This is a genomic window from Nocardioides sp. B-3 (assembly GCF_024703895.1).
Classification (GTDB): domain Bacteria; phylum Actinomycetota; class Actinomycetes; order Propionibacteriales; family Nocardioidaceae; genus Nocardioides.
Genome location: NZ_CP087968.1, coordinates 4,436,595 through 4,459,961 on the forward strand (window position 1 = coordinate 4,436,595; position 23,367 = coordinate 4,459,961).

Genomic DNA, 23,367 nt, shown 5'->3' on the forward strand with positions numbered 1-23,367 from the left:
AGGAAGAAGTTTGAGTGCCCCCCGGGGTCGTACAAATCTGGCTTTGGCTGTTCCTCAATCTCCTCGCGACCCCGTGGGTTGGTGCGGCAAGATGCGCGGCGTGGGCGACTCGGAACCGACCCGGATCAGTTGGGAGGAAGCGTCCCGTCTGACCGGGATCCCGGTGCCCACGATCGACTACGCGACCCGGGTCGGGCGCATCGCACGGCGGCCCGCGCGCGGCACCCTGCCGTCCTTGGACCGCGAGTCCGTTCTGGCGTGGGCAGAGTGGCAGCGCGAGCTGGCTGCACAGCGGCAGGCGCGACAACGAGAACGTCAGGACGCCACTGCGGCGGGACGTCGACTCGCCGCCGCGTCACGTCCCGAGGACTTACTGCTGGGCCCGCCGGTCGGCGGCCCATGGATGAGCCTCCCGGCGGCCGCCAAACGGCTGGACGTCGGCGTCGCGACCATCCGCCGCTGGCTGGATGACGAACGACTCGACGGTGCACAGCGCTCCGAGCGCTGGGTGACCAAAGCATCGGTCGAACGGCTCGACGTGGAGCGACGAACGGACGCCGCCGCGTGGGTCAGCTTGAAGGAGGCACGCCAGATCGTCGCGTGCTCCGATCTGGTGATCGCGCACCTTGTTGACGAGGGGCTGATCGTGCAGCGACCGGGTCACCGGGGTCAGCCGTCGATCAGCCGCGAGTCCGCCGAGGCTGCGGCTCGGGTTCTGGCCCAGAGACGCAAGCAGGTCACTGAGCACCGGCGACAACGCGAGGCGCTACGCGGCCGGAACAAGCCGCCGGACAACGGCACGGTGTGGCTGTCGGTGAAGACCACCGCGCTCCTGCTGGGGCTATCCGAGAGCGGGACGACGCTGCGTATCCGTTCGGGGACCTTGCCGGCGACGCGGTGCGGCCGGAGGTGGTGGGTGCGCCGCGAGGACGCGGAGCAGGCTGCAGCAGCAAAGGCGTTTGAGCTGCGGCGTGAGGATCAATGAGGTCGTGTCGCAAGAGCCGGCCTGCACAGTCGGCGCGCCTCCTGCGGGACACTCGACGCATGGCCGACCTCGGATACGACGCCGATTTCCTCGAGACCCCCCTCGCCCCGCCACAAGCGCCCGACAGCGGTACAGAGCCCGACGCCGTGGGCGTGGAGCTTGACTACATGCACTTCACCCTCCGCGTGCACCCCACCCGCCGCCTCGCATCATGGGTCGCCCGGAACATCGACGGGCTCCGGCTCTTCCCCAGCGACAGCATCAGCCGATCGGGCGAAAACTTCCGCGCCGACCCCCGCATCCCCACCACGACACAAACCCTCAACGACGCCTACCAGGGACAACCACCTCGACCGCGGCCACATCGCCCGGCGATCAGACCTCCTCTGGGGAACCCTCGACGAGGCGCGAACCGCAAACTCTGACTCGTTCTTCTTCACCAACATCACCCCGCAGATCGACGACTTCAACCAGTCGAGTCGGGGCGGCAGCTGGGGCATGCTGGAAAACGCCGTCCTCGCCCAAGAGGGGTTGGAGGACCGACGACTCACCCTGTTCGCGGGACCCGTGCTCCGCGACGACGACCCCACCTACCGCAACATCGTCCAGCTGCCACGCGAGCACTGGAAGGTTGTGGCCTACCGGATGGACGGCCAGCTGCGATTCAAATGCTTCGTCCTGTCCCGGGACCTCGACCGCATCGACGAGCGGGCCTTCCTCGACGGCTTCGACGCCTACCTCGTGTCGCTGGACTTCCTCGAAGATCGCACCGGGCTCACGTTCCCGAGCCTGCGTGAGAACACATCGCCCCTCGAACTGCGACAGCAGGACAGGCCGGTCCCGGTCACGGACGCCGAGCACGTGGACTGGTAAACGGGGAGCCAGATACGGCAACCACGGCGCCAATAGGGCGAATTGACGCATGAGCGCGTCGCTTCGGTGAACTCTTCAACCATGGTTGTGCAGGCTGTCCGACTGCAGTACACCGGGAAGAGATGGTCAGTCTTGCCGACGAGCTCTCGGCTTCGATGGTTGCGAACGCCGCCGTCGCCGGCATCGGCGTCGGGTGCAGAGCGCGTGGGAGAGCCTGCACAAGGGATCCTTCTTTAAGGACCCATCTATCGCCTTCGGTCGAGGCGAGATGGAGGGCATCCTGCGGCAACTGACCATGAGCTTCGCGCCCGGTCCGGGCGGCAGAACCGTGGACTTCGAACGACTTAGTGACGGCCAGAAGTCTCTGCTAGGGCACAGGACTTCGACACGACCGCGCAGCTCGAGGCCGAGGGTTGGACCGTCATGCGTGTCTGGGCGCACCACGACCCGGCACAGGCTGCGAAAGACATCGCCGCAATCGTAAGGACGCGTCGTTGCCGTCGGCGTGGCGCATAGGGCCGCCTATTGGTTCAGGCGGGGGCGTCCATCCAGCGGTACATGTCTGAGTAGGCCCGCAACTTCTCCTCGGGAATGCCGGCGAACGACGTGACCTTCCCGGGAAGCTTCGAGTTGAGCGCCTGTCGTTCACGCGGAGTCAGGACCGGGACCGTGGCCTGCAGCGCCTTCTCGTCGATACTCACCTCGGGCATCTGGTCGAAGCGGCACAACTTGAGTTTGTCGTGGATGTCGGGGTGATCGATGATTCCCACGATTGTCTGCATCCGGGACCCATCCCGGTACTGGATGTTGAGGATCTGCTGCCACGACAGGTCGCCTCCGCGATCAGCGAGGGCCTTAGTGATCGTCTGGGTTGCGATCTGTCGTTGCACTCCAGCGAGACCCCACTCACCGAGACGAGCTCCAGTCGTTCCAAGCGGTACGAGTTCGCTACCGACGGCCTTTTCAAGGTCGGTCACGCGCTCATTCTCGTCCTCGTTCGGGTCGCAGTTGAAAGTGAGAGCGAGCACGCTTCCGGGCTGAAGCACCAGTGACACGGTTTGGCAGTCGTCCAGTTCGGACTTGCGAAGCCGGCTGGTGTAGTCGAGCCAGACGATTGCCTTGTCTTTCCAGTCAAGGCCCGGTAAAAGCGTTCCCGAAGTTCCCTCCAAGATCTTGATGCCGTTGTACGGACGGTTGTAGTGGCAGCGGGCGATGATCTTGGACTCGCTCTCGATGCTGGTCATCTTCTTAATGCCGAGCTGACGATGGACCGGGTCGAAGTCGACGAACTGGATCGAGCCGAAGCCCACGTAGCTGTACGAGGGCAGAGGTGCGAACGCCTGCAGCCTTTGAAGGGCGCTCATCATGATGCGGCGCGCAACGGCCTTCGAGGGGCGCTCGCGGTAGTCAAGTAAGTCGGCCACGGGTCAGTCCTCGATCTCACGATCGTAGTAGTAGTCGAAGACTCTTCGCCCGACGTCTGCCACCACGGACGTGCCCAGCTTCTGCCCGACTTCGTTGAACCTTTCCGTCGGCACGTCGAACTGGAAGTGTGTCATCTTGACCTTGCGCGAGGACTTCTTGCGAGGAGTCTTCGGCGGAGCGGGGATGTGGAACGTCTCGTTCTCGTCGATGTCCTTTGTGAGCACGAGCTTCGCCCCCGCATGGCGAGCACAGTAGGCATGTCGGCGTCCGTCTCAGCCTTTTGCTCTTCGGTCTTCAGCTTGTTCAGAACCGAGACGACCTGCTGGCCGACCACCTTGATCTGTGCCCGGACCTGACGCCAGACACGAGAGTCTTCGTCGACCCCGGTCTTGGTCGTGTTCCAAGGGAGGGCGGCGGTGTCAGACGCGCTCATCCACACCCAGCCGCGGAATTGGCGGTACTGCGGGTGGTAGGAGGGCAGGGGATCGCCCCATCCGGTCAGTCGATCCCGGTTTCGCATGAACAGGAGGCGGTCATTGCAGAAGATCCACCAGCCCGCATCGCTGGCCCCTCGGAAATTCTCGGCCTCGCCGTCGTCCTTGGCGATCTCGGAACGTTCCTTCGGAACGATGCCGGCGATAATCCGAACCGCCACGTCACCGTCGTCGGACTTGACGACGAACGACCTGTTGATTGGAGCGAAATTCTTGCCGGCGAGAAGTTCCTGCGTGTAGCCACGCAACAGGTCGCGGTTGAGGATGATCTCCAGACCTTGCTCGATCGCCGCTTGGTGCCGGTACCGGATCTGCTCGCGAAGGAGCGAGAGGAATTGCGCGTCGGCGAGATCTTCCGCAATGGACTCCCGCAGTTCAGTGACGGTGATCTTGGTGCCCCGGCCACCCTTCGCAGAGTTGTACGACCGGCTGGCCTTCTCCATCTCGAATCGCCAGATGGGGTCCTCATCGGCGACCCATTCGTCGACCGGGACCTCGAGGGAGAAGCTCGTGCTCTCCGCGCGGGAGTCGACGGCGAACCGGCGACCAAGCTTGAACAGGGCCCGCTTCATGCCGACGCCGAACTGGCCGACGGAACCCTTGGTACCCTTGTACTCCTCAGGCCGGCCGAACCGGAAGGCGTACTTCCGGGCGACGTCGAGGTCGATTCCGCCGCAGTTATCCTCGATCACGAACTCTGAACTGCTGGCCACAACCTTGACCCAGTACCCGCTCAGTTCACCGTCCTCATCGGCCAGTGCACGCGCCCCGTCGATCGAGTTGTCGATCAGGTCCATGATCGCCGGAATCGACTCGATGTCGAGAGTCAGCATCTCCACGAAGAGGGCGCGTTCAGGTGCGGCGTTGATGAACAGGTCGTCATCCGCCTTGCTCGCGGCAGCCTTCGCCGCCGGGCGCTTCGCTACGTTCTTGGCCACGTTGTTTACCCCTCGAGAGTCAGGCGGCACCTGTTTTCTGATACTTCTCCGGACAGGATGCCGTTACAGGACCGCTTGTGTGAGTACTTTCAGTAATCAGCCTCGACGCCACGCCGACCCCATGTTGCTCGGCATGGCAAGGATGTGCGATCGTCCTCTCGTGGTAGACGACGATGCGCTGACGGACCCTGTCTGGAGGCCGATCGCCATCGATCTGTTCGCCGGAGTCGGGGGCCTGAGCCTTGGCTTCGAGCAGGCCGGGTTCGATATCGTCGCCGCCGTGGAGTACGACCCTGTTCACGCGGCGACCCACGCCTACAACTTCCCGGGAACCGAAGTTCTCTGCCGCGATGTTGGCGCGCTGACCGCAAAGCGCGTCCTAGCGGCTGCCCAGCGCGGCTTCGAGCGGATGTACCCAGAACGTGTATGGCCGGGCAAGGTCGACGCCGTCATCGGAGGTCCGCCCTGCCAAGGCTTCTCCACGGGCGGGAAGCGGGAGGACGGCGACGAGCGCAACCTATTGCTGCTGGAGTTCGCTCGCTTGATCAAGGGGATCAAGCCAAAGGTTGTGTGCTTGGAGAACGTCGCTGGGCTCCCGGAGTCCCGGTTCGACGACGTTCGAGTCGAGCTGTTCAAGGCACTCGAAGAGGCTGGGTACTCCCTATCGGGGAGTCGACGCCGTGCTCAACTGCGCTGACTTCGGGGTTCCGCAGAGGCGGAAGCGGTTGATCGTCCTAGGTAAGCGAGGCAAGACTGCGCCCGGACGTCCGATCCCGACTAACTCCAAAGTGACCGTCGAAATTGCATTCGCGGGACTCCCGGTGGTGAAGAACTACCCGACCTTGCTCACGAGTGACGAGGTGACGCTCAAGGCCGCGGACATCGAGCGACGCGCCAACGCGAAGTTCCTGTATGCACGCCAACTGTCGGGCATCGAGCCGATCCCCGGTGACGTCGGGTACGAGCGCGAGCTGCGGCCATCCGTAGTGACGTCCGCACGCAGGACCGTGCACACCGAGGCAACCGTCGAGAGGTTCGCCGAGACGGCCCGGGGCAAGGCCGAGCCCAAGAGTCGGCTGTTCAGACTCTCGCTAGAGTCAGCCGCCGGGACGCTTAGAGCCGGGACTGGAGCTGAACGTGGAGCGCATACCTCGCCCCGTCCGATACACCCTACAGAGGACCGCGTGATCACCGTTCGTGAGGCCGCGCGCTTGCATGGCTACCCGGACTGGTTTCGTTTCCACACCACGAACTGGCACGGACATCGGCAGGTGGGTAACAGCGTCCCGCCGCCGATGGCGCGGGCGGCCGCTACCGTGCTCCTTGATGCGCTCGGCGTTGCCGCGACGAAGCCTGACCGTTGCTTCCTTCCCGAGGACGAGGGACTGCTGAGCCTGCCCAAGTCCGAGGCGTTGTCGCGGTTTGAGACCGTTGCTGCGGAACTGCCGCGCGGCCGTAAGCGACCTAGTCTCGACGAGCCGGGTCCCGGAGCGATTGAGGTCGCCTAGGCCTCACGCCCCGTCGGCCGCGTCCGCCAACCAGCCCTGAAGCGGTTTCGCCTCGGTGTCAGTCCGGCCGCACACGGCCCACGGGGCTGGCTGTTGGCTCGCGTCCCCTGAGCCGTAACTTCCACCGGCTGTAAGTGTCTTGTGCCGAAGCAGATGATGCGCGTGACCGGGGTCGAACGGGGGTCTGCTGCACGGATGGGCGACTACCACCGATCTGACCAAGAGATGCGTAGTCTTAGCAATGTGGAGAAGTACAAGGTGGAGGTCTGGGACGATTCGCAAGCTCGGCGCGACGGCGCTCGGCGCTGGAAGGTCGTCGATGACGACGGGGCCAGCGTCGCGAATGCCGATTGCGACTACGCGTCTTCGCACGAAGCCGAACTAGCCGGACGCCACGCGAAGCGCACCATCGAGGGCCACGAGGAGCCTGAGCGGGTCGACTACCGTCAGTTCTTCAGGCCTACAGATAGCCAAGGCCGGGATTCACCTGAGTGACTTTCGGAGCTGCTGAGTGATCAAGCACAGGCTGCACTGAGGCCAGCTTGGGCTGCACACTCCCTATCGAACTTGGCGGGCGAGACCCCCAACGCGCTTTAGCGTGAAGGTGAACACTCCCCATGCTCGTCCAAACGTCACTCCGGCGCGTCTGGGTCGTCGGGGGGAGACGGCGAACGGCCCGTGTGTAGCTAGGACCGGCAACGAGCGTTCGACACGGACGGCAATGGCCGCGGCGGTAACACGCACGCATCGCGGCAGATGTGGATGGATCCCGCAGACTGGCCTTAGCCCTGCAGAGGTGCTGCGGGCCTAACGCGGCATGGAAGTCGCATCGTGCCCGGCTGCACATCGTGCGCCTCGTGCACACCCCGTCCGACACCTGCAGTCGACCGTACCCGGTTTGCGACACAAGCGGCCGCACCGCAGCGGGCTGCAGACGTCGCCGCGGCGGGAACCATCACAGATCCGGGCGGACGCCCAATCTGGGCAGTGCGACCCACTTCAAGCGTCCTGCCACGGAGGCGATCGAACAGGGCGTCTGCCGTCAGTCGGGCACCCACCTCACCCAACAGTTGTCGGTGGCCCCGATTCAGCATCTGCTCATGCCCTTTCCTACTTCGCAGGTGTAGCCGCGACAGCGACCCGCTTGCCGTGGTCGTCTTGGTGATGGCAGCTGGTGTCCTTGCGCACCCGGGTCAAGCGCGGCCAGTTGTAGCGTCGTACTGCGTCCGCCCGCAGCGGTCGTCTCCCCTTTTGCGCCCGGGACGCTGATCGGCTCCACAAAGCGCGTGTGGAGCCGGTCGACGACACGGGAACACACCGCATTCAGCCGAGGGTTGTTCGCGACCTTGGTCTGGGCGTACATGACGCTCGTGTGGTCCTTCCCGAACGCGTCCGCGATCGCCTTCAGAGTCAGGCCACTTCGTCGTGCCGCACTCATGGCCACGGCCCGGGCGTCCGTCACCGCGCGGTGGCGGTCGGCGCTCAGGACCGCGTCCGGTGTGGTGCCGAATGATTGTGCGGCCGAGGCGATCGCGATCGCGCAGACGCCGTCAGGGCCGACATCAGGCACCTCACCCTTGGCGTTCTCAGCGGCGCCGATGTTGATGCTGACGTGGGGTGGCAAGCGCGATCGCGAGCGAGCGCAGTTGCTCGGCGTTCATCTGCTCGAGCGCGTCGTCGACGGCGGACTGGTTCCCGTTGGCGACCGGGGCGGTGAACGCGGCAGAGTGCTTCGCAATGAACTCACTGTCCGGTATCGCCTCGGCGGCGGTCGCGTTGCGCTGATCGTCGACGAGCCGGAGCCGTGGGCTGCTGCTGCTGGTTGGAGTGGCCATCGTCGTCACCACCTCTCGTGAAGGTCATCGTTTGCGTGGTTGGTCTCGTCTGTCTCGGTGGTAGGGGCCCGTTCTGCGGCACGGGCAATGTCGTCGCGGTGTCGTTGCTTGCGGCTGCGGCGCATCTCGGTGGAGGCGTGGCTCTCGTCACGTTCGTGGCGGGGCCGGGGTTGATGCTTCCCGGGCTGGCAGGCGTCGCCGAGTCGGTCACGCAGCCGCTCGAGGAAGCCGGGGAGGCCGTGGCGGTGCCAGTCCTCCAACGCGGCCGGAGTGACGGCGTAGCTGGCGTAGTGGCGGCTGCATGCCATCACCGCAAGGTCGTGAACCACGTGCGGGTGCGCGGGCCAACACTCCGGGATTCCGGGCCGGGTCACGTTCCACAGGTGTCTGCTCGTTGACCCACATGGCGACCGGGTCGAGCCACGCCCACAGCTCGGGCGCGCATCTGGCCGGTGCAGGTCGCCGGGTCCCATGGCCGAGGCATCTGCGCGAGTTCGTGCAGCTCGTCCTCATCGGCCGGCGGCTCGACCATGGCCAGTTGCAGCTGCTCCATCGCGGTACGGATTGTCGGCCCCGGCTCCGGGAAGGGGCGCACCATCAGTCCGACCAGCGACATCAGCTGAGTGCCGCGCGCGGCACCGGAACCACCCGCTGTGCGGGAGGCGAGCAGGGACGGGTGCGTGGTGGACTCACGGTTCGTCATCGGTTGCTCCCGGCTCTACTTCGGCATCCCGAGCCGCTGCCGGGTCCGGGAGATCGACACGGTCGGCACCGTGGGCTCGACATCCAATGGGTGGGTCGGCTGCAGGGTTTCCTCGTCGCCGCGTGCGGTGAGCCGAGCACGCCTCTGTGCGGCCGGGAGCTCCTTGCCTCGCCTGCCGTCGATACACCGGTGCAAATTCGCGATGATCGGGTCATACATCTCGGCCAACACCGGGGCCTTGCGCTGCTCGATGCGTCGCAACTCGGCCGGCTCGAGGATCGGCACCCTGCGCTGGTCGAAGGAGCGGTCCATCACGCCAAACCATTCGCGGCTCCACGAGGAATACCGGGTCTCGGTGTGGGTGGTCGACCCAATCAGGTCGGAAAGCTCTTGGTAGAACCGGATGTCCTTGCCACCACCGAAGACCACCAAGTTGTTAGACAACCCCGTAAATCGTGCGGGCCCCGTCCTCGCCGTAGCAGACCACGAACTGCCGCCACGTCTGCGCAGCGAGGATGAACGAGAGGCCCAGCGCACGCTCGTTGGCCATCCGGGTAGACAGGGTCGGGATCGGCGCGGTCGAGGGCAGCTCGTCCAAGCAGGCCGGGAACGGCGGGCACAGTCGCCCATACGGGGAGGTCTCCCCCAGCAGCTTGGCTGTGTCCGGGATGTGCTCGGTGACTGCCGTCATCAGCGGCGACGCGCTGGCGTACAGGGTCGTCGCGGCCCAGCAGATAGATCGTGCCGCCAGCCTTGATCAGGGCCTCGATATCGGTCGCCGGCCGCGTTGCGGAGGGGACGCAACGCTCTCTGATCGAGCGTTGGAAGAACAGCGCCATGGACTGCTGGACCGTGGTGATCGTGTTTCCCGCTGTCCGTTCGTCGCCGTACAGGGCGCCACGCAACAGGCCGTCCCACAGTGGCTCCGCGGCCGGGTGGGTACGCAGGATCTCTTCTGCCTGCGGGTACTCCCGCGGGCTGGAGACCCACATCAGCACCTCCTCCCGGGTCGATCCGGGCGATGGCCGCGGCGTGGAAGTAGGCCTGCAGGACCTTTGCGCACTCTCCGGCGTAGAACCGGGCGGCCCGGTCGGAGGACTGGGCGGTGGCGCCCTTGATGGTTCCGTTCGCGAACGCCTTCGCCCGCCGTTCGGCGAGCATCGCGTCAGCGCAGCCCGCGATCGGATCCCACACCAGTTCCGGGGTGCCGGGGGCGGCGTTGAACGGGTCGAGGACCGCGACCGGGCGTCCGCCTCGTTGTCGTGCCTCCAACGTGAGGAACAGGTCCTCGGGTTTGGTCAGAGTCACCAGCGCTCCACCCGGAGCGTCGAGCAGCGCGGGCACCAGCAGGTCCAAGGTCTTGCCCGAGCCCCGGGGGCCGATGACGCAGGTAGTCCGGTCGAACGGCACCCACAACTCGGGGCCGCTGCGTCCGGCCCCGGCCGAGCCGCCAGCCCACCTCCTGCGGGTTCACATGCTTGAGGCCAGTGACCATCGTGCTTTCCTTTCGCTGTCGGTTGGTGGGCGGCTACTCGCTGCCCACTACTTGTTGACCGGGCGGCCGCGGCGTCTGGAGCGGGCGTACAGGTCCGGGCGGATCACCTCGGCGCTGTTGCGCAGTCGCGGGACGCCGAGGGCCTCAGCAGCCTGCGCCGGGGTGGCCGGGCCGTGCCGGGAACTGGCGCCGGTCAGGTCGCGTATCCGGATGCCGACGACGACCGCGGCACCGAGCATCAGTACCTCGCCGACGACCGCGAGCACCCACATCACCGCGTCCGGCGGCAAGGCGTTGGCGGCGCCGTGGCGTAGGCCCGCACCGAAGTGGCCGTGCAGCAGCCCGCCATAGGCGTCCCGGAGGTGCCCGTTTGGCAACGCGAAGTCGTCTGAGGTGATCCAGGCGACGATGCCCCTGGACGACCAGCGGAGTGACCGGGAAGAAGAAGAGCCCGGCAAGGAGCACGGCCAGCTTGAACTCCCCGCCGTCGGGGCAACGTTGGTGAACCGGTCGCGCCGGGAACGCTCCATACTCATCGCCTCACCGCCATCCAACGACCGGCCGGCGCCTCCCAGCGGTGACACGGGAAGTCCATCGGCCCTCGCTGATCGGGGATGACCGCGATCGTGCCGATCGGCCAGTCCGAGCGACCTTGCCCATTGAGCACGGCCGCCTCGACGGGGTCCGCGTGGGCGGGTCGGACCGGGCCCGGGCAGCGGACGTCTGTGCCGATCAGCATCCGGTCGGCGATGCTGTTGCCGCCGCGAGAGGTCAGGATCGTTGGACGCGTTCCCACCGGCAGCAAGGAGACCCGGTCGTCGTCGAACGAGTCGATGTCGTCGACCACGACCAGACAGGTTCCCGGACGGCAGCCGCGCCCGATCACCTCCTCCAGCTGGTCTGGATGCTCGGGCAAGTCGGGCAGGTCTGCCCATTCACTGGGTGCGTGGGCGTACACGTGCGCATGGCGGGTGATGTTCGCCAACCACCAGCGGGTCAGGTAGCGCGCGGTCGTGGTCTTGCCGCGGCCGACGTCACTGACCAACAGCAGCGGGCAGGCACCACGGGTGTCGAACCCAGTCGCCTGCCCGTCTGGTGTGGTGCCGATGCGAACATCCATGCTCGGGAAAGGCAACCCAGAGCCCCGGCGATCGGACACACGCGCGACCGAACTGGGTCCTAGTGCTCTTCGCCCCACCGAATCCGCATCAGGCCGCCGCGGCGGGCATGCCGCCGAGATCGAACGTCTCTGTGGGCAAGGCCCGGGTCACGGAGCCGCCCGGCGTGCTGACGTCGGCGAACCCGACGCAGCCGTAGACGCCGTTCGCGCTGCAGTCGTAGTCGTTGCCGAAGATCTTGCCTCCCCCGACGTAGATCGCCACGTGGCCAACGCCGTTGCCGGTGTTGTAGGACACCACAGCCCCCACGGGCGGCAATGGGTCGAGCCCGGTTCCGTGGGACTGGGCCAGCCCGGCGTCGATGATGCCCCCGGGCGACGTCCTGCCCGTCGCCGAGGCCCCGGCCGACTCCGGGTCCTCCGTAGAGTGCGTCGACCACCTTGGGGCATTGGTTGTCGTAGGTGCACGGGGCCTCATCGGTCCACGACAAGCTGCATAGGCCGTTCGGGGGTCTTCATCATGGCGTGGACGCGGGCCCTGAGCTCGGCTGAGAGTTCGGTGGCGAGCGTGATCGGCGAGGTGGTGCAGCCGGTGTCGGCCACGTTCGTGGCGTCGTCTCCGCTCGTGGCGGCAACCGCTTGGCGGGCCACGTCGAGGTACTGGCGGTAGTCGGTCTTTTCGAAGGGGATCCAGTCGGCGAACTTGGCCTCCCCGCACCGGGCCGTGCTGAGAAGAGCGCGAACGCGTACTGCGCGTTCAGGCGGGGGTCGTAGATGTCGTCGGGGTCGTTCCAGCCGGGCACCTTGCCCCGGTGTGACGTGGAGATCTGCCACAACCCGAAATGGCTCCCGTTCCTTGCGCGCTGGTTCCACGCGGACTCCACGCCGGCAATGGCCACCGCGGTGACCAAGTCTTCCCCGCGGAAGCCTGCCCGGTGCGCGGATTCGGCCACGGCGTTGGCCTTGCCCATCGTTCCGGGGCCGGTCGTCGTGGGCGGCGACATCGACACGCTGGTGATCGTGGTCGGGCACGGCGGGCACCCCTCCGGTCTCGAGGTGGATGGGGTTGAGGGGCCGGCGCGGTTCATGGCCATCCGGGTGAACAGGGCCGGGTGATCTGAGTGCACCGCGGCCGCACTCATCTGCCACGTCTTCGTCGCCGCCACGGGGGCCGCGTAGAAGTTGTAGATGACTCCAGAGTCTTTGGTGTACTGGAAGCCGGCGGCACTCATCCGGGTGGCTGCCGCGACAGGTCCATCACCTTCATGGGAGTTCATGTCGCCGCCCACGAACACCGGGCCGTAGGACCGCAGGATGTCGGCAAGCTGGATCAAGTAGTCCATCCCAAGGCCGTACTGTTCGGCCCGGTTCATCAGTGGGCTCCCCCACTGCTGCGGGCTCCTATACACATTCGTCATGTGGTGGGTGGCGATCACCGACACGACCGCGCCGTCGCCACGACTGAACACAGACCGGGTGGCGTAGCGATCCCACAGAAACTGATGGCCGTGAATGAACCCCCGGTCGTTGTCCACGATCTTGACCCGGCCACCGCCTTGCCGGTCCAGTGTCTGTTCTCCACATGATGACGTTGTTGAGCGACTGGGAGACCCCGCCCTCGGTGTTGTCCGCGGACGGCTCACGGTAGGCCCGGTAGCCCGGTGCCGCTGCCTCCATCTGCGGCAGCGGAACGTCGCCGACCTCGTTGAGCGTGATGAAGTCCGGGGCCGCGGAGGCTATTGCCACAATGCCGGGGGTGGCGCCGGCAGATAGCTTGATGTTCGCGTTGGCGATCACGACCTCGCCGTCGACCGGCCCACCGGGTGTTGCGGCGATGTTGACCGGCATCACCCCGAGGTCAGCCCCGCTCCCGACCGCCGCACCGGTGCCCGCGTTCGCCGTGGTGGTGCAGGCGGCCCGGACCGCCTCAATGCTCGCGTTCCCCATACCCAGCACGACCAGCATCAGGGGGCAGATCAGCACCAGCGGAAGAGCGGGCAGGATGCCCGTCTTCACGACCACGCCCGCCTCGGGCGGACGCCGACCCACTGCACGTTCGACGAGAGACCGTCAGAAATCCATCGAACAGTCACAGGGCGGCGTCGATCGCGTCGTTGGTGTACGTGAGCCGCCTTTCGAGCGGCGTGAGCAGCGTCTGGACCTTGTATCGCTGGTCACCGACCATCCACAGGGCGCGGCCCTTCTCCTGCATCGCCCAGTTGGTGATGACTGCCTGCTGCATCTCCGAGAGGCCCATCAGCCGGCCGAGCTCGTCGGCGACCGACTCGTCTTGGCCCATCAGGATGCGGATGTCGGAGAGGTTGAGCAGGTCCTTTGCGATCTGGGCCGCCCGGCTGCCCTGATCGCCGGCCGAGAGCGGGTCGGACGGCTTGTGGTAGGTCACGATCTGAATGTCGCCCTCGGTGCGCGAAAGCCGCAGGTTGGCGTCCAGCGCCAGCACCGCGTCCAACGAAAGTCGGGTCTGCAGCCACGCCTCGTCGCGCAGCACGATCCGCCGATCCCCCGCCGAGGCCATCTCGCGCATCCCCTGTCCCCGGGAGTTGAGGCACATCAGCGCGATTCCGACCGCGACCTTGTTCCCGGTCTCGTGCAGGGAGCGCAGCGACAGCGTTTGGATCGGTGCACGCCAGTCGGGGCGGTACGTGGACTCGGTGTCGAACATGCCCTGCAGCGAGCCCTCGCACAGTGCACCCAAGGCGTCGCGCAGCGGGCGGGTGCCGTCGTAGAAGTCCTGCCGCGAGGAGTAACGGCAATCTGCGACCAAGTCGTCGGTGGGTGAGTCCAGTGCCGCCCACACCTGCGGGATGGTTACCGGTTTGAGCCGTGATGCCCCGGTCGACCAGCCGGTCAGGTGACGCAGCACCTTGTTGATCACCCGTTCCTCGGTCGGGGTGAACCTCACCCCCCGGGAGCCGATCAGCCCCCGGATCAAGAACAGCCAGCGGTTGAAGATCACGGTGGCGCGACGGTGCTGCTCCTCACGGGTCTGGTTCTCCCAGTCCACCCCCAGTGGGCCGACGTCGAGCGGGTTGATCCGGCCAGCAAGACCGGGTCCGATGCGGAACGGGTCGACGCCCACGAACCGCGCCAGATCCTCGTACTCGTCCTTGACGTCACCAAGTACCGGGGACCGGTAGCCGTAGCGGATCATCCGGAGCATGAACGCCTTGACGGTCGCGGACTTACCTCGCCCCGGCTTGCCGAAGATGAAGATGTTCGGGTTGGTGACCGGGATCGAATCGTCGAGCACCCAGCCCATCGGGTCGCAGTAGAACTTGCCGCCCGAGAGCACGTCGTAGCCCAGCTCCGCACCCCACGGCGGGAGGCCGTCGCCGGAGATCAGCGGCCACAGTACCGGGGTCTCCTCGGAGGTCATCTGGTAGCCAGCCATTGGGGGCAGCGTGGCGGACCAGCCGTGGCCTATCCGCCGCACACCGTTGTGCTTGGCCGATCCGGGGAACAGCTTTTCCGCGGTCGGCATCGCCGCCGGGGCCGCCTTGCGCGGCATCGTCGTCCCGAAGTCCGACATCAGGTCATCGATCGTCCGCGACGCTGGCCGCACCCTTTTGATGCCACTGCTCGAGCGGGTTCGGGTCGCGGTCATGACGCCCGCTCCCCCGTCGTGTGGCTCGCACTGCGCACGTTCAGGGGCGGACGGTTCCTCGATCGCACAGGCATGACAGGGCAGTCCCTTCGATGGGTCCGGTTGGTGCTCCACTGCCTTGAAAGGCAACAGCCCGGCCCCCGGATCGGACACCGGGGACCGGGCTGCTGCTGGCTGTGCTGCACTCGCGGCGCTTCGGGCGTTAGCGACGCTTCCTCGGCAGACCTGCTCCCAACGGGATTGTGGAGACGGCGAAGGCCGCGTCGTGTGCACCGTCGAGAGCCAGCGGAGTGAAGCCGCTGATCCGGATCGACGCGTCGAGACGACGTCCGAAGTCCTGCACGTTCCACGCAGCCGGCACCGTGATCGAGACCGCGGAGGACACCTTGACTAGCGAGCGGCCCATCTCGAGCTTCTCATCGCGATCATGCAGCTTGCCGACCGACTGACGGTCCTTGGCCCGCCTCGACCTTGCCAGCCTTCTCACGCATCGTTCTGGCCATCACCGCCGACATCTGGGCCCGTCCGGTGGACCGGCTGGCGGAGTGTTGGGAGACCGGCCGGTAGAACACGGTCAGCGCGCGCCGCTCACCGGGCTGTGATGGCACCAGCACTCGCGCCAGTGCACCCATCCGGGCCCCTTTGCGGGGCAAAAGGATGGTGGAGGAGATCGACTCCCACTCCCCGTGCCGGTAGGACCGCAACGCGGTCGAGGCGTTGGTCGGGCCTGCCGCTGCGATGGGGATACCGGCCGCTATGGACGGGTCGTCGCCGTGGTGGATCGCTGCGTCGGCGAGCGCGGGGGCGTCGCCCGGTTCGAATCCGGTACGGATCGCCGCGGCGAGCTCGGAGGTGTCGAGCCACCTCACGCGGGTGCAGCCGATGGAACCGGCCAGTCGCGCCTCGACCTCGGCCAGCACCGAATACAGGATGCGGGCGCGGCCGGTCACGCCGCGTCCGGCGCGCTTGGCGTCTTTGTTGATGACGTCTTCACGGACCACCACGGTCACGAACGCTTCGCGGCGAACTGCCGCGCCCGCGGTCATTGCCTCGAGTTGTGCGTTGACTCGGGCCGAGACTTCCGGCTCGTGGGGGCGGGCGTTGTGACGCACCCACTCCTCACGGTCCGTGCCGTCGTCGGGGACGGTGCGCACCTGCACGACGACCGTGTCGATCTGGTTGCCTGCGGTTGCGGCCTCCATCAGCTCGCTCAACCCGGCACCCATCCGGAATCGGTCCGCGTTGTCGCTCATCCCGATACCGGGGTGGACGATGCGCGCGGTCGCCGCCCATGTCCGGGCCGCGTGGTTCTGGATGATCGCCGGCCGGCCGGTCTGCCCGGTCATCGGCGGTCCGTCGTGGATCTGGATGCTGGCCAGGGATGCCGGGCAGGTCCGCCTCGCCTGCATCCCCATCATCCTCAGCGTTCTCGGCGTCGCCGAGATCGAGGTCGCCAGCGGCTGCCTTGGACTGGAAACGCGACCAACCGAAGGCGGCCCCGGCCAGATGCCTGAACATGACGCCGATCCACTGGAAGGCAGACCAGCCGCGCACCGGGACGCAGATCAACAGCCCGGCCAGCGCCCACAACGGGACCAGGGAGCACCAAGGAGAGCCACAGCCCGGCGGCCATCGCTACCCAAGTGGGAAAGCCTGCGGCCAGCAGCATGAAGAACTGGGGTCCAGTGAGACCGAAGAGCCAGGCCTCGCGGTCCCGTGTCGCTGATCCTCCGTAGACGCTCACGCGTGGACCTCTCCTTCGTCAACACTCACCGGGTGCACAAGTGCAGGGTCTTTCGCGACCCCGCCGTGGTTGCGGCTGGGCATCGCTTGCTGGGGGCCAGCGCCGGGTCTGACGTTGGGGCAGCGCGGTGGGCGGCTCCCCGGGGGTGTGGCTGGTGTCGTAGTAGCCCCGGTTTCCGATGCCGGACTGGCCGAGGACATCAACTCCCATACCGGCACCGGCCCTGGGCGATCTGCCCGGTTCTTTCCATGCCGGAGGCGAGCACACCGGCAGCCCTGCTGACCTTGGAGGACTGCCACCTCGTGGCGGTCGCGGCCTCGGCCCCGCCCTCGGCGGTGGTGCGCCCATCGGATGCCGCTTCGGTGGCGGCACCCAGACCCGCGGCAGCACCGTTGGCCTGCCCATCCTTGCCGCGCAGCAGTCCGGCCACACCGCCGTTGGCGTTCATCGTCGATCGGAACGAGGCACCCGACGCCGTGCCCGGGTCTACGAAAGCCGGGAGTCGGAACAACACCATGGGCATGAAGCAGGCCACAAGCAGAAGTAGTGAGCCGACCACCGACATGCCGATGTTCTCGGCACTCGAGGAACCATCGGCGGCCGCACCATCCGGCATGCCCGCCCACGCGAACTGAGTGCCGATCCCGAGCACGAGGGCCAGCATGGGATCCATCAGGCAGCACGCCGGGAACCAGCGGATCGACTTCCACATCCAGGACTTGGATCCCTCGGACATCGCTCCCGCCGCGGTGATGGGCAGCGTCGCGGTCAGGATCAGCAGCGCGGTGGAGCGCACCAACATGATGATGATGTTGCCGAAGGCCGCCGGGATGGCCACGAAGAGCGCACAGACCCCCAACGTGGCTGCCTGAACGGTGCCCGACACCGTGTCGACGAACCCGTCGCCGGCGGCATACCCGGAGAAGCTGTCCACACCGAGCAGCGTTTGCAAGATCGCCTCGGAGAGGCCGGAGCAGGCGACGATGAGTCCGGCACAGACACCGACCCAGCACGCCACCACCAGCCCGTACTGGATCAGGCCCGCTACGAGCGTTGCGAATCCTCGTCCGTCTTGGCGCAGCACCGCCAAGCCGATCTGACCGAACGCGATCACCAAGGCGATGGCGAGCGAGATCCACAAGGTGACCGAGTACAGCTTCCCCGGGTCAGGGTCCGCGACGTTGGGGATGAAGTCGTCGATCAGGTTGAAGGCTGTCTGCAAAAGCCACATGGCGGCCGACCACAGGCCCATCATCATTGAGGTGAACCCGTCGGCGAGCGTTTCCTTGGCCTTGCCGCCAAGCCATTCCAGCGGATTGAGGGTGAACATCGAGGTCACACTCGCGGCGGCGCCCACGACAGCCTGAGTGATCATGACTGCGGCACCTCCAGCCACTGATAACCGGCGTCGAACGAGGGCTGCGAGCCCGGCCACAGCGACGGAGCCGGAGCCGGCTCATCACCGGGTCCGATCACCCACCGGTCGTCCTCCCACACCATCCGCTGGCAGTCGGCGGCCGCGACCTGCTGCGGCTGGCCCGCTGCGATCGTGGCGGTGACGATGAAGTCGATGCACGGAACGACGAAGTCGTCGCCCACCGTGCCCTTGATGTAGCCCATCTTCGGCTCTACAGCGATCGTGATGCTGTTACGTGCGTCCGAGGTCATGCCGGCCGACTCCAAGAGCGCAGCGACCGCGTGGACTCCCGTCCAGCTCTCGGGTGACGGACCTCCCGGGGCCGCCCACTGCTCGATGACGTCTCGGGGCCGCCCGCACCGACGCGGAGCTCAGGGCGGTCGAGTCGATCGCGGCGAGCTGGGCCAACGCACCTTCCGGAGTGTGTGGGAAGCCGGTCGCGACCCCCACCTCGCCCGCCTCCATCGGTGCCGGAATCTCCAGAGTCCCGGTCTCCCCAGTCGACAGGCTGCCGGGCTGCGCGGGCCTCCAACGGCGCGGTAGTGAGCTCCTTGCTGGCCAACTGATCCTGAGCGGACTGCGCCGCATGGCTCGACGTATCGAGGCCGTTCGACTCACCGGTCATCATGCTGACCACCGACCACACCCCGCCAGCGAGCAGTGCGAGCACCACGGCCACGCCGCAGCCGAGCAGGATCTGCAGCCGACGACGTGTCCACTCGGTCTGCAGGGTCGACGACTGTGGCCTCGAAGTTGAACCGCGGCTTTCGAAACATGGTCAGCAGCCGTTCCCGACGATGCCGTTCAAGACGCCGTAGATCACCACGAACGCGACCGCACCGAGGACGCTCCAGAACAGGCCGGAGGCACCGACCTGTGCGGCGCGTCCCATCGAGCCCATCTTGCCCACGATCATTGCTCCGATCGAGGCGAACCCGGCGCCGATGATGATCGCGATGACGCCGTACTTCACCCAGCCGAGAATGTCCTTCACGTACGGCTCGACACCCGCGGGCGGTGCGGCGCACACGTTGCCGACGCCCGCTGCCCGGATAGAGCCGGTGAGCGTCACCATCTGGATGGCGACCTCGGAGATGGCGTGGATGATCATGTGTGTCTCCTCTTCTTGCAGGTCCGGCTTGCCGTGAGCGGGCCGGTGATGGTGGTGATGCGTTCCAGCAGGCGCTGGGAGGGGGTTGTGAGCTGCTTGGGCAGCGGGTCGGGTCCCAGACCGGGCATGGCCTTGGCAGCCGGGAGCGGCGCGAACAGCACGCCCTCCCGCAGATGGAGGGTGCGCAGCAGGTGGCCGGCGGTTGCGAACTTGCGGTCGCTCCAGCGGCTGGCGCCCACGACCACGACGACGACCCGGTCGGCGTTGAGATGGTCCTCGAGGTGAGCCGGGGCCGCCTCGGTCTGACTCAGCGCCAATCCGTGCGGGCGGGTGACCGGGACCTCGACCTGTGCAGGAGTCGTGGCGACCCACGTCGTCGGTGCGGCGGCGAGCTCGCGCATCGACCAGCCGGCGTCCAGCACGGTCAGGTCGACACCGTGAACAGATCGCGGGCTGGGCACCTCTTCGGCGACCTGAATCGATTTCTCGACCCGGTCGAGAAGGACCCCGGCGCCGCGTCGGCCACGGCGCCAGCCGTCGGCCGCGCCGAGCTCGGTAACCGTGGCACCCAACAGTCCCGACCACACGGGGGCAGCCGCATCCAGCACCCGCGTACGGAGGCCGGCGAGATCGGCGGCGTCGGCGAGCGCCAGCGCGATCGTCGAGGCACCCGCACCAGCATTGGCGGCCCGCACCCGCACCAAGGGCGTCGAGCCGGGTGACACCGTCGAGGTGGCGGTCAGGAATCGAGCGCCACCGATGATTCCATCGGGTTCGTCCCTCACCGGTTGCGTGCCCTCGGCGACCGCCGCCGTTGTCTCCGTGTGAGTGATCGTGCTGGAGAACCGGCCGGCCTCCGGGGCAGCGGCCGCGGCCTGTAGCTCGCGGGTCGAGAACCGGGGCGCGGTGCGGCTGCTCATCGGACTGTCTCGAGCTCGGCGGCCCGCAGCCGGAGTGCCTCGCGCAGCACCGTCGCAGGGGTGTTGCGGAGCGCCTCGCGTGCCCGGGCGGCCTCGTCGGCATCGGCCCGCAGACGCTCAATCACCTGCTCCATATCGGACAGCGCATGGTCGACCCTGTGGTCGGCCACCACGTCCAGCAACAGCGCGACCGCCGCAGGGGTCGACTCGGAGACGGTGACTGCGTGGTGTGCCTGCTCGCTCACGACGGGACAAGCAACCGCTCCCTGCCCGGATCGGACAGGGAGCGACCAGAACGTGCAGCGAGAAAGCTGGGCCGACGTCCTTCAGGCGATCGCCGCCGGGTACCGGGGGTCGCATCCCGCAGCCGAGCCGCCGCGCGGTCTCGGCGCCGCCGAATCGTCCGCATGGCCACACCGTGGCGCTCGCCGACCGCGCGTTGCGCCTCCTCGCGGGCCATCCCGTCGTTCTCGGCGGCCGGGAGCTCGACGAGCAGGTCGATCTCCTCGCTGGCGATTACACCGACGTCCCTCGCCCAGATGAGCAGGTCGGCCAGATCCTCGACGGGGTCCTCGACCTCGGCAACAACCAGAAGCAGATCGCGGTCCTGCTCGTCGCCGAAGGCAACGGTGGACGTGCCCCACCCGAGTCGCTGATCCAGCGACGTGGTCCGAACCCGCGCGATCATCCCTGCCGCCGGGCGCGTCAACCGTTGCCGAGCGCGCTGCAACAGATACCGGGCCGCGTGCGTGCCCAAATTCGGCTCGGCCCGCTTGACCTCATCCCACACGGTGACGTTGACGTCGACGAGCTCGCACACGTCACTCAGACTCATCGCGACCCGGTTCACGCCCTCCTCGAGCAGCACGACCACGGCGAGGGCGGCGTCGTCATCGTCACCACCGCGGCGCGACCCCAGGGATGGTCAGGCCGGCCACGACCTCGGTAGCAGCGTTCGTCGCGGCGACGCCATCCCTCACGTGCTTCCTCGAGGTTGGCGAACCCGGCGAGCCGCGGCTCGATGGCCTGCCAGTCCGCCCACTTCCCGGAGCCCTCCAAGGTGCTGATGACCGAGGTGGCCAACGCGCTGGAGGCCTTGCGCCGCGGGTGCTGGTCGTCGCTGCAACGCGGGACAGCAGGGTCCCGGGTCGGGTACGTGGCGCCGATGGTGACTGCGTGGACTGGGTGACTTGCCGACATGGCGGACCTCCGAGTAGGCGATCAGGACGCGCCTACTGCAGGACCGCCCCCTCACCACCTCGCTCACCAACCCGCTCACCACTGCCCCACATGTCCGGGGGCCGCTCACCGAACCGCTCACCAAAAGCCAAACGCGCAGGTCAGGGCCGTGTCGCCGCTAACCCGACACCCCGGGAATAGAGTTCAAATAGTTCTGCAAACTGGCTGGTGTGCCCGTCGAAAATGGGTTCGGCCCCGTCTCACCACTGGTGGTGAGACAGGGCCGAACCGTCGTCGGGGACGTCTGGGGTTACCCCGTGGCTCCCCATTCCCGCTGCTCCACGATGGTCTCCGAGCGGGGCGGGAGGTCCTCGTCGAAACGATCGAGAACACGGTCGCGCACGAGTTCTCCAGCGGCGTCGCGGCCGGATTCTGCCTCGGTGGCCGCGGCCTGATCCAGCCACGCGATGTCGCTGTGCGGGCTGGCGTTCCCGGCCGCTGTGCAAGCGAGCCGGACCAGTCGGTGCGACCCCCGGCGACTGCTCGAGTGGCCAGCAGGTGGGCCGTGTCGTGGATAGCTCCGACCGGGGATCTCGTCGTGCCGTTGTTGCCCCGGCTTGAAGAGCCACTTGAACCGGTGCTCGGTGGCGGCCTCGAACGGGGCACCGGTGACCAACGACACGGCAGTGACCAGGTCCTCCTCGCACCCGCCGACATCACCTCGACGCTCGGCTCGGTGCCGCAGCCGAACAAACAGGTCGGCGCTGTTGAGCACCCCGCCAACTCCCCGGACCAGCTCGTAGGTGGGACTGGTCCCCCGGCGGGCTTCGGTGCTCATGCTCGCGTCGGGCAGCCAGTCGCTTCCGTCGGGTCGGGTGCCGAGCAGGAAGCGGGCGTTGGTGGCACGGTTCTGAACCGTCTTCTGGGTCTTCCACCCGCACGCCGCGGCAGCCCGCTCCCCCGTCACGCCCCGGTCCTGACAAGCCAAGTAGGCGACGAAGGAGACCGTTCCGCCAAGGTTGTCGATCGACGAGGGGTCACCGCCCTTGAGCGCAGTCACTTCGACCGGTCCCAGCAGGTGCACCTTGGGCCGCGGGCAGGACTCGTCGAACCAGTCGGCGATGTCTTGGTCCAGCGTCGGGTCGAGCGTGGAGAGCTCGGCGCGGGTCGCCTCCGGGACACTCGGCGCGGCAGCAGCGAGATCCCCGGCCGTCGTCGCCGCGGCGGCGAGGTAGACCGTGTCGGCATTGGGCAACATCGAGGAAGGGTCGTCGCCCTCGGTATGCCGCGGCTCCGTGTACTCCTCGCGCAGCGACCCGTCTGCCCGGGCGTACATCCCCAGTGGCCCCTCGTCGGACTGCGTCTGCGGAACCGGCTCGTCCTCGAGGTTGCGAGTGGAGGCCAGCAGGGCCGCCATGGCACTCGCCTCGGAGGCCGGCAGAGTGAAGGCCTTCACTCTGATCCCCCACATCGGCAGGAACGCCATCCCGTCGCCGCCCAGCTCGACTGCGGGGGATTCCTCATCGGCGTGTACGACCACAACCCGGGACCGGTCCTGATTCTCGATCTCTGCGACGAACTCGCCGTCCGGTCGGGGAGGCCACCACGACCACCACGGGGTGGGTGGTGTCCAACAGCAACCCATCGCGGCGCCCGGTCAAGACGTCGGCGTCCGTGTTCTGTTCGACTTCGCTCATCTGGCCGGCGAGCATGGCCGCACGGGTGAGGGCTTCGCTGCGCTGCACCTGACGGAGTCGGGCGGGGTTGAGCCCGATGCTCTCGGCACCGAACTGGTCGGCCAGCAGAACCTCCGCGCCGTTCGACCGGGCATTGACGGCCAGCTCCGCGACCATGAATCGGGCCATGTCGGCGACCTGCAGCGGATCGCCCCCCGATCCCGCACATGCCCAGCGTCTCCGTGTCGAGCAGCCGGGTCCGGTCGCCCTCGTCGGTCCCGATGCTCACCAGCGCCGGGTACGGCGCGGCCCGGGACTCCGT

Annotated in this window: 32 protein-coding genes; 5 read left to right on the plus strand and 27 right to left on the minus strand. The window is 67.2% G+C overall.

The annotated features are described in order from the left end of the window. The first annotated feature begins 100 nt into the window (after window positions 1-100). Window positions 101-985, plus strand: coding sequence for a helix-turn-helix domain-containing protein (locus LP418_RS29385; protein WP_257954709.1), 885 nt, complete (start codon window positions 101-103; stop codon window positions 983-985). A 159-nt stretch (window positions 986-1,144) separates the two neighbouring features. Continuing rightward, window positions 1,145-1,858, plus strand: coding sequence for a DNA/RNA non-specific endonuclease (locus LP418_RS29390; protein ID WP_336275862.1), 714 nt, complete (start codon window positions 1,145-1,147; stop codon window positions 1,856-1,858). 530 nt (window positions 1,859-2,388) lie between these two features. Here LP418_RS29390 and LP418_RS29395 read toward each other — a convergent pair. From LP418_RS29395 to LP418_RS29405, 3 genes are read right to left on the minus strand one after another with little or no spacing between them, the layout of a single operon-like run. Next, on the minus strand, window positions 2,389-3,282 hold the full coding sequence (locus tag LP418_RS29395; RefSeq protein WP_257954710.1) for an O-methyltransferase: 894 nt from the start codon (window positions 3,280-3,282) through the stop codon (window positions 2,389-2,391). Window positions 3,283-3,285: 3 nt separating this feature from the next. Then, window positions 3,286-3,417, minus strand: a complete 132-nt coding sequence (locus tag LP418_RS29400; protein ID WP_257954711.1) for a hypothetical protein — start codon at window positions 3,415-3,417, stop codon at window positions 3,286-3,288. After that, window positions 3,414-4,745 carry an ATP-binding protein gene (locus LP418_RS29405; protein WP_257954712.1) on the minus strand — a complete coding sequence of 444 codons (1,332 nt, stop codon included), beginning with the start codon at window positions 4,743-4,745 and terminating at the stop codon, window positions 3,414-3,416. Before LP418_RS29405 ends, LP418_RS29400 begins: the two co-directional genes overlap by 4 nt. A 91-nt stretch (window positions 4,746-4,836) precedes the next feature. Here LP418_RS29405 and LP418_RS29410 point away from each other — a divergent pair, with 91 nt between their 5' ends. From LP418_RS29410 to LP418_RS29420, 3 genes are all read left to right on the plus strand, one after another. Then, window positions 4,837-5,412 carry a DNA cytosine methyltransferase gene (locus LP418_RS29410; RefSeq protein ID WP_257954713.1) on the plus strand — a complete coding sequence of 192 codons (576 nt, stop codon included), beginning with the start codon at window positions 4,837-4,839 and terminating at the stop codon, window positions 5,410-5,412. Then, window positions 5,396-6,223, plus strand: a complete 828-nt coding sequence (locus LP418_RS29415; RefSeq protein WP_257954714.1) for a DNA cytosine methyltransferase — start codon at window positions 5,396-5,398, stop codon at window positions 6,221-6,223. The genes LP418_RS29410 and LP418_RS29415 overlap by 17 nt, the downstream gene beginning before the upstream one ends. A 162-nt stretch (window positions 6,224-6,385) precedes the next feature. Next, window positions 6,386-6,718 carry a hypothetical protein gene (locus LP418_RS29420; RefSeq protein WP_257954715.1) on the plus strand — a complete coding sequence of 111 codons (333 nt, stop codon included), beginning with the start codon at window positions 6,386-6,388 and terminating at the stop codon, window positions 6,716-6,718. Window positions 6,719-7,310: 592 nt separating this feature from the next. Here the strand turns inward: LP418_RS29420 and LP418_RS29425 are convergent. From LP418_RS29425 to LP418_RS29540, 24 genes are all read right to left on the minus strand, one after another. Continuing rightward, a complete protein-coding gene (locus LP418_RS29425; protein WP_257954716.1) occupies window positions 7,311-7,793 on the minus strand; it encodes a helix-turn-helix domain-containing protein in 483 nt (160 codons plus the stop codon). A 16-nt stretch (window positions 7,794-7,809) separates the two neighbouring features. After that, a complete protein-coding gene (locus tag LP418_RS29430; RefSeq protein WP_257954717.1) occupies window positions 7,810-8,058 on the minus strand; it encodes a hypothetical protein in 249 nt (82 codons plus the stop codon). Between the two features lie 5 nt (window positions 8,059-8,063). After that, a complete protein-coding gene (locus LP418_RS29435) occupies window positions 8,064-8,387 on the minus strand; it encodes a hypothetical protein (protein ID WP_257954718.1) in 324 nt (107 codons plus the stop codon). Window positions 8,388-8,428: 41 nt separating this feature from the next. Continuing rightward, window positions 8,429-8,761: a hypothetical protein gene (locus LP418_RS29440; protein ID WP_257954719.1), complete on the minus strand. Its 333-nt coding sequence runs from the start codon at window positions 8,759-8,761 to the stop codon at window positions 8,429-8,431. Between the two features lie 15 nt (window positions 8,762-8,776). After that, the gene (locus tag LP418_RS29445) at window positions 8,777-9,190 is read right to left on the minus strand and encodes a TraG/TraD/VirD4 family protein (protein ID WP_257957242.1); all 414 of its coding nucleotides are present in this window, start codon (window positions 9,188-9,190) and stop codon (window positions 8,777-8,779) included. A 7-nt stretch (window positions 9,191-9,197) separates the two neighbouring features. After that, the gene (locus tag LP418_RS29450) at window positions 9,198-9,452 is read right to left on the minus strand and encodes a TraG/TraD/VirD4 family protein (RefSeq protein WP_257954720.1); all 255 of its coding nucleotides are present in this window, start codon (window positions 9,450-9,452) and stop codon (window positions 9,198-9,200) included. After that, window positions 9,452-10,171 (minus strand): type IV secretory system conjugative DNA transfer family protein, encoded by a 720-nt coding sequence (locus tag LP418_RS29455; protein ID WP_257954721.1) that lies wholly within the window; start codon window positions 10,169-10,171, stop codon window positions 9,452-9,454. Before LP418_RS29455 ends, LP418_RS29450 begins: the two co-directional genes overlap by 1 nt. 132 nt (window positions 10,172-10,303) lie before the next feature. Then, window positions 10,304-10,633, minus strand: a complete 330-nt coding sequence (locus LP418_RS29460) for a hypothetical protein (RefSeq protein ID WP_257954722.1) — start codon at window positions 10,631-10,633, stop codon at window positions 10,304-10,306. A gap of 155 nt (window positions 10,634-10,788) precedes the next feature. Further along, window positions 10,789-11,376 (minus strand): hypothetical protein, encoded by a 588-nt coding sequence (locus LP418_RS29465; RefSeq protein WP_257954723.1) that lies wholly within the window; start codon window positions 11,374-11,376, stop codon window positions 10,789-10,791. 88 nt (window positions 11,377-11,464) lie between these two features. Then, the gene (locus tag LP418_RS29470) at window positions 11,465-11,671 is read right to left on the minus strand and encodes a hypothetical protein (RefSeq protein WP_257954724.1); all 207 of its coding nucleotides are present in this window, start codon (window positions 11,669-11,671) and stop codon (window positions 11,465-11,467) included. A 220-nt stretch (window positions 11,672-11,891) separates the two neighbouring features. Next, window positions 11,892-12,716 (minus strand): transglycosylase SLT domain-containing protein, encoded by an 825-nt coding sequence (locus tag LP418_RS29475; protein WP_257954725.1) that lies wholly within the window; start codon window positions 12,714-12,716, stop codon window positions 11,892-11,894. Window positions 12,717-12,774: 58 nt separating this feature from the next. Beyond that, a complete protein-coding gene (locus tag LP418_RS29480; protein WP_257954726.1) occupies window positions 12,775-13,395 on the minus strand; it encodes a hypothetical protein in 621 nt (206 codons plus the stop codon). A gap of 67 nt (window positions 13,396-13,462) precedes the next feature. Continuing rightward, on the minus strand, window positions 13,463-14,923 hold the full coding sequence (locus LP418_RS29485; RefSeq protein WP_257954727.1) for an ATP-binding protein: 1,461 nt from the start codon (window positions 14,921-14,923) through the stop codon (window positions 13,463-13,465). A 277-nt stretch (window positions 14,924-15,200) separates the two neighbouring features. Next, on the minus strand, window positions 15,201-15,404 hold the full coding sequence (locus LP418_RS29490; protein ID WP_257954728.1) for a hypothetical protein: 204 nt from the start codon (window positions 15,402-15,404) through the stop codon (window positions 15,201-15,203). A gap of 19 nt (window positions 15,405-15,423) precedes the next feature. Beyond that, window positions 15,424-16,407, minus strand: coding sequence for an SCO6880 family protein (locus LP418_RS29495; RefSeq protein ID WP_257954729.1), 984 nt, complete (start codon window positions 16,405-16,407; stop codon window positions 15,424-15,426). Between the two features lie 534 nt (window positions 16,408-16,941). Then, a complete protein-coding gene (locus LP418_RS29500; protein ID WP_257954730.1) occupies window positions 16,942-18,117 on the minus strand; it encodes a hypothetical protein in 1,176 nt (391 codons plus the stop codon). Then, the gene (locus LP418_RS29505; RefSeq protein ID WP_257954731.1) at window positions 18,114-18,410 is read right to left on the minus strand and encodes a hypothetical protein; all 297 of its coding nucleotides are present in this window, start codon (window positions 18,408-18,410) and stop codon (window positions 18,114-18,116) included. The genes LP418_RS29500 and LP418_RS29505 overlap by 4 nt, the downstream gene beginning before the upstream one ends. A gap of 527 nt (window positions 18,411-18,937) precedes the next feature. Continuing rightward, window positions 18,938-19,270 (minus strand): hypothetical protein, encoded by a 333-nt coding sequence (locus tag LP418_RS29510; protein WP_257954732.1) that lies wholly within the window; start codon window positions 19,268-19,270, stop codon window positions 18,938-18,940. Further along, window positions 19,267-20,055 carry a hypothetical protein gene (locus tag LP418_RS29515; protein WP_257954733.1) on the minus strand — a complete coding sequence of 263 codons (789 nt, stop codon included), beginning with the start codon at window positions 20,053-20,055 and terminating at the stop codon, window positions 19,267-19,269. Before LP418_RS29515 ends, LP418_RS29510 begins: the two co-directional genes overlap by 4 nt. 131 nt (window positions 20,056-20,186) lie before the next feature. Continuing rightward, window positions 20,187-20,435, minus strand: coding sequence for a hypothetical protein (locus tag LP418_RS29520; RefSeq protein WP_257954734.1), 249 nt, complete (start codon window positions 20,433-20,435; stop codon window positions 20,187-20,189). Beyond that, window positions 20,432-21,064, minus strand: a complete 633-nt coding sequence (locus LP418_RS29525) for a hypothetical protein (RefSeq protein ID WP_257954735.1) — start codon at window positions 21,062-21,064, stop codon at window positions 20,432-20,434. Before LP418_RS29525 ends, LP418_RS29520 begins: the two co-directional genes overlap by 4 nt. Next, on the minus strand, window positions 21,037-21,390 hold the full coding sequence (locus LP418_RS29530; protein ID WP_257954736.1) for a hypothetical protein: 354 nt from the start codon (window positions 21,388-21,390) through the stop codon (window positions 21,037-21,039). The genes LP418_RS29525 and LP418_RS29530 overlap by 28 nt, the downstream gene beginning before the upstream one ends. Before the next feature lie 289 nt (window positions 21,391-21,679). Next, window positions 21,680-22,825, minus strand: a complete 1,146-nt coding sequence (locus LP418_RS29535) for a hypothetical protein (protein WP_257954737.1) — start codon at window positions 22,823-22,825, stop codon at window positions 21,680-21,682. Between the two features lie 64 nt (window positions 22,826-22,889). Then, a complete protein-coding gene (locus tag LP418_RS29540; RefSeq protein WP_257954738.1) occupies window positions 22,890-23,234 on the minus strand; it encodes a hypothetical protein in 345 nt (114 codons plus the stop codon). Window positions 23,235-23,367: the final 133 nt, after the last annotated feature.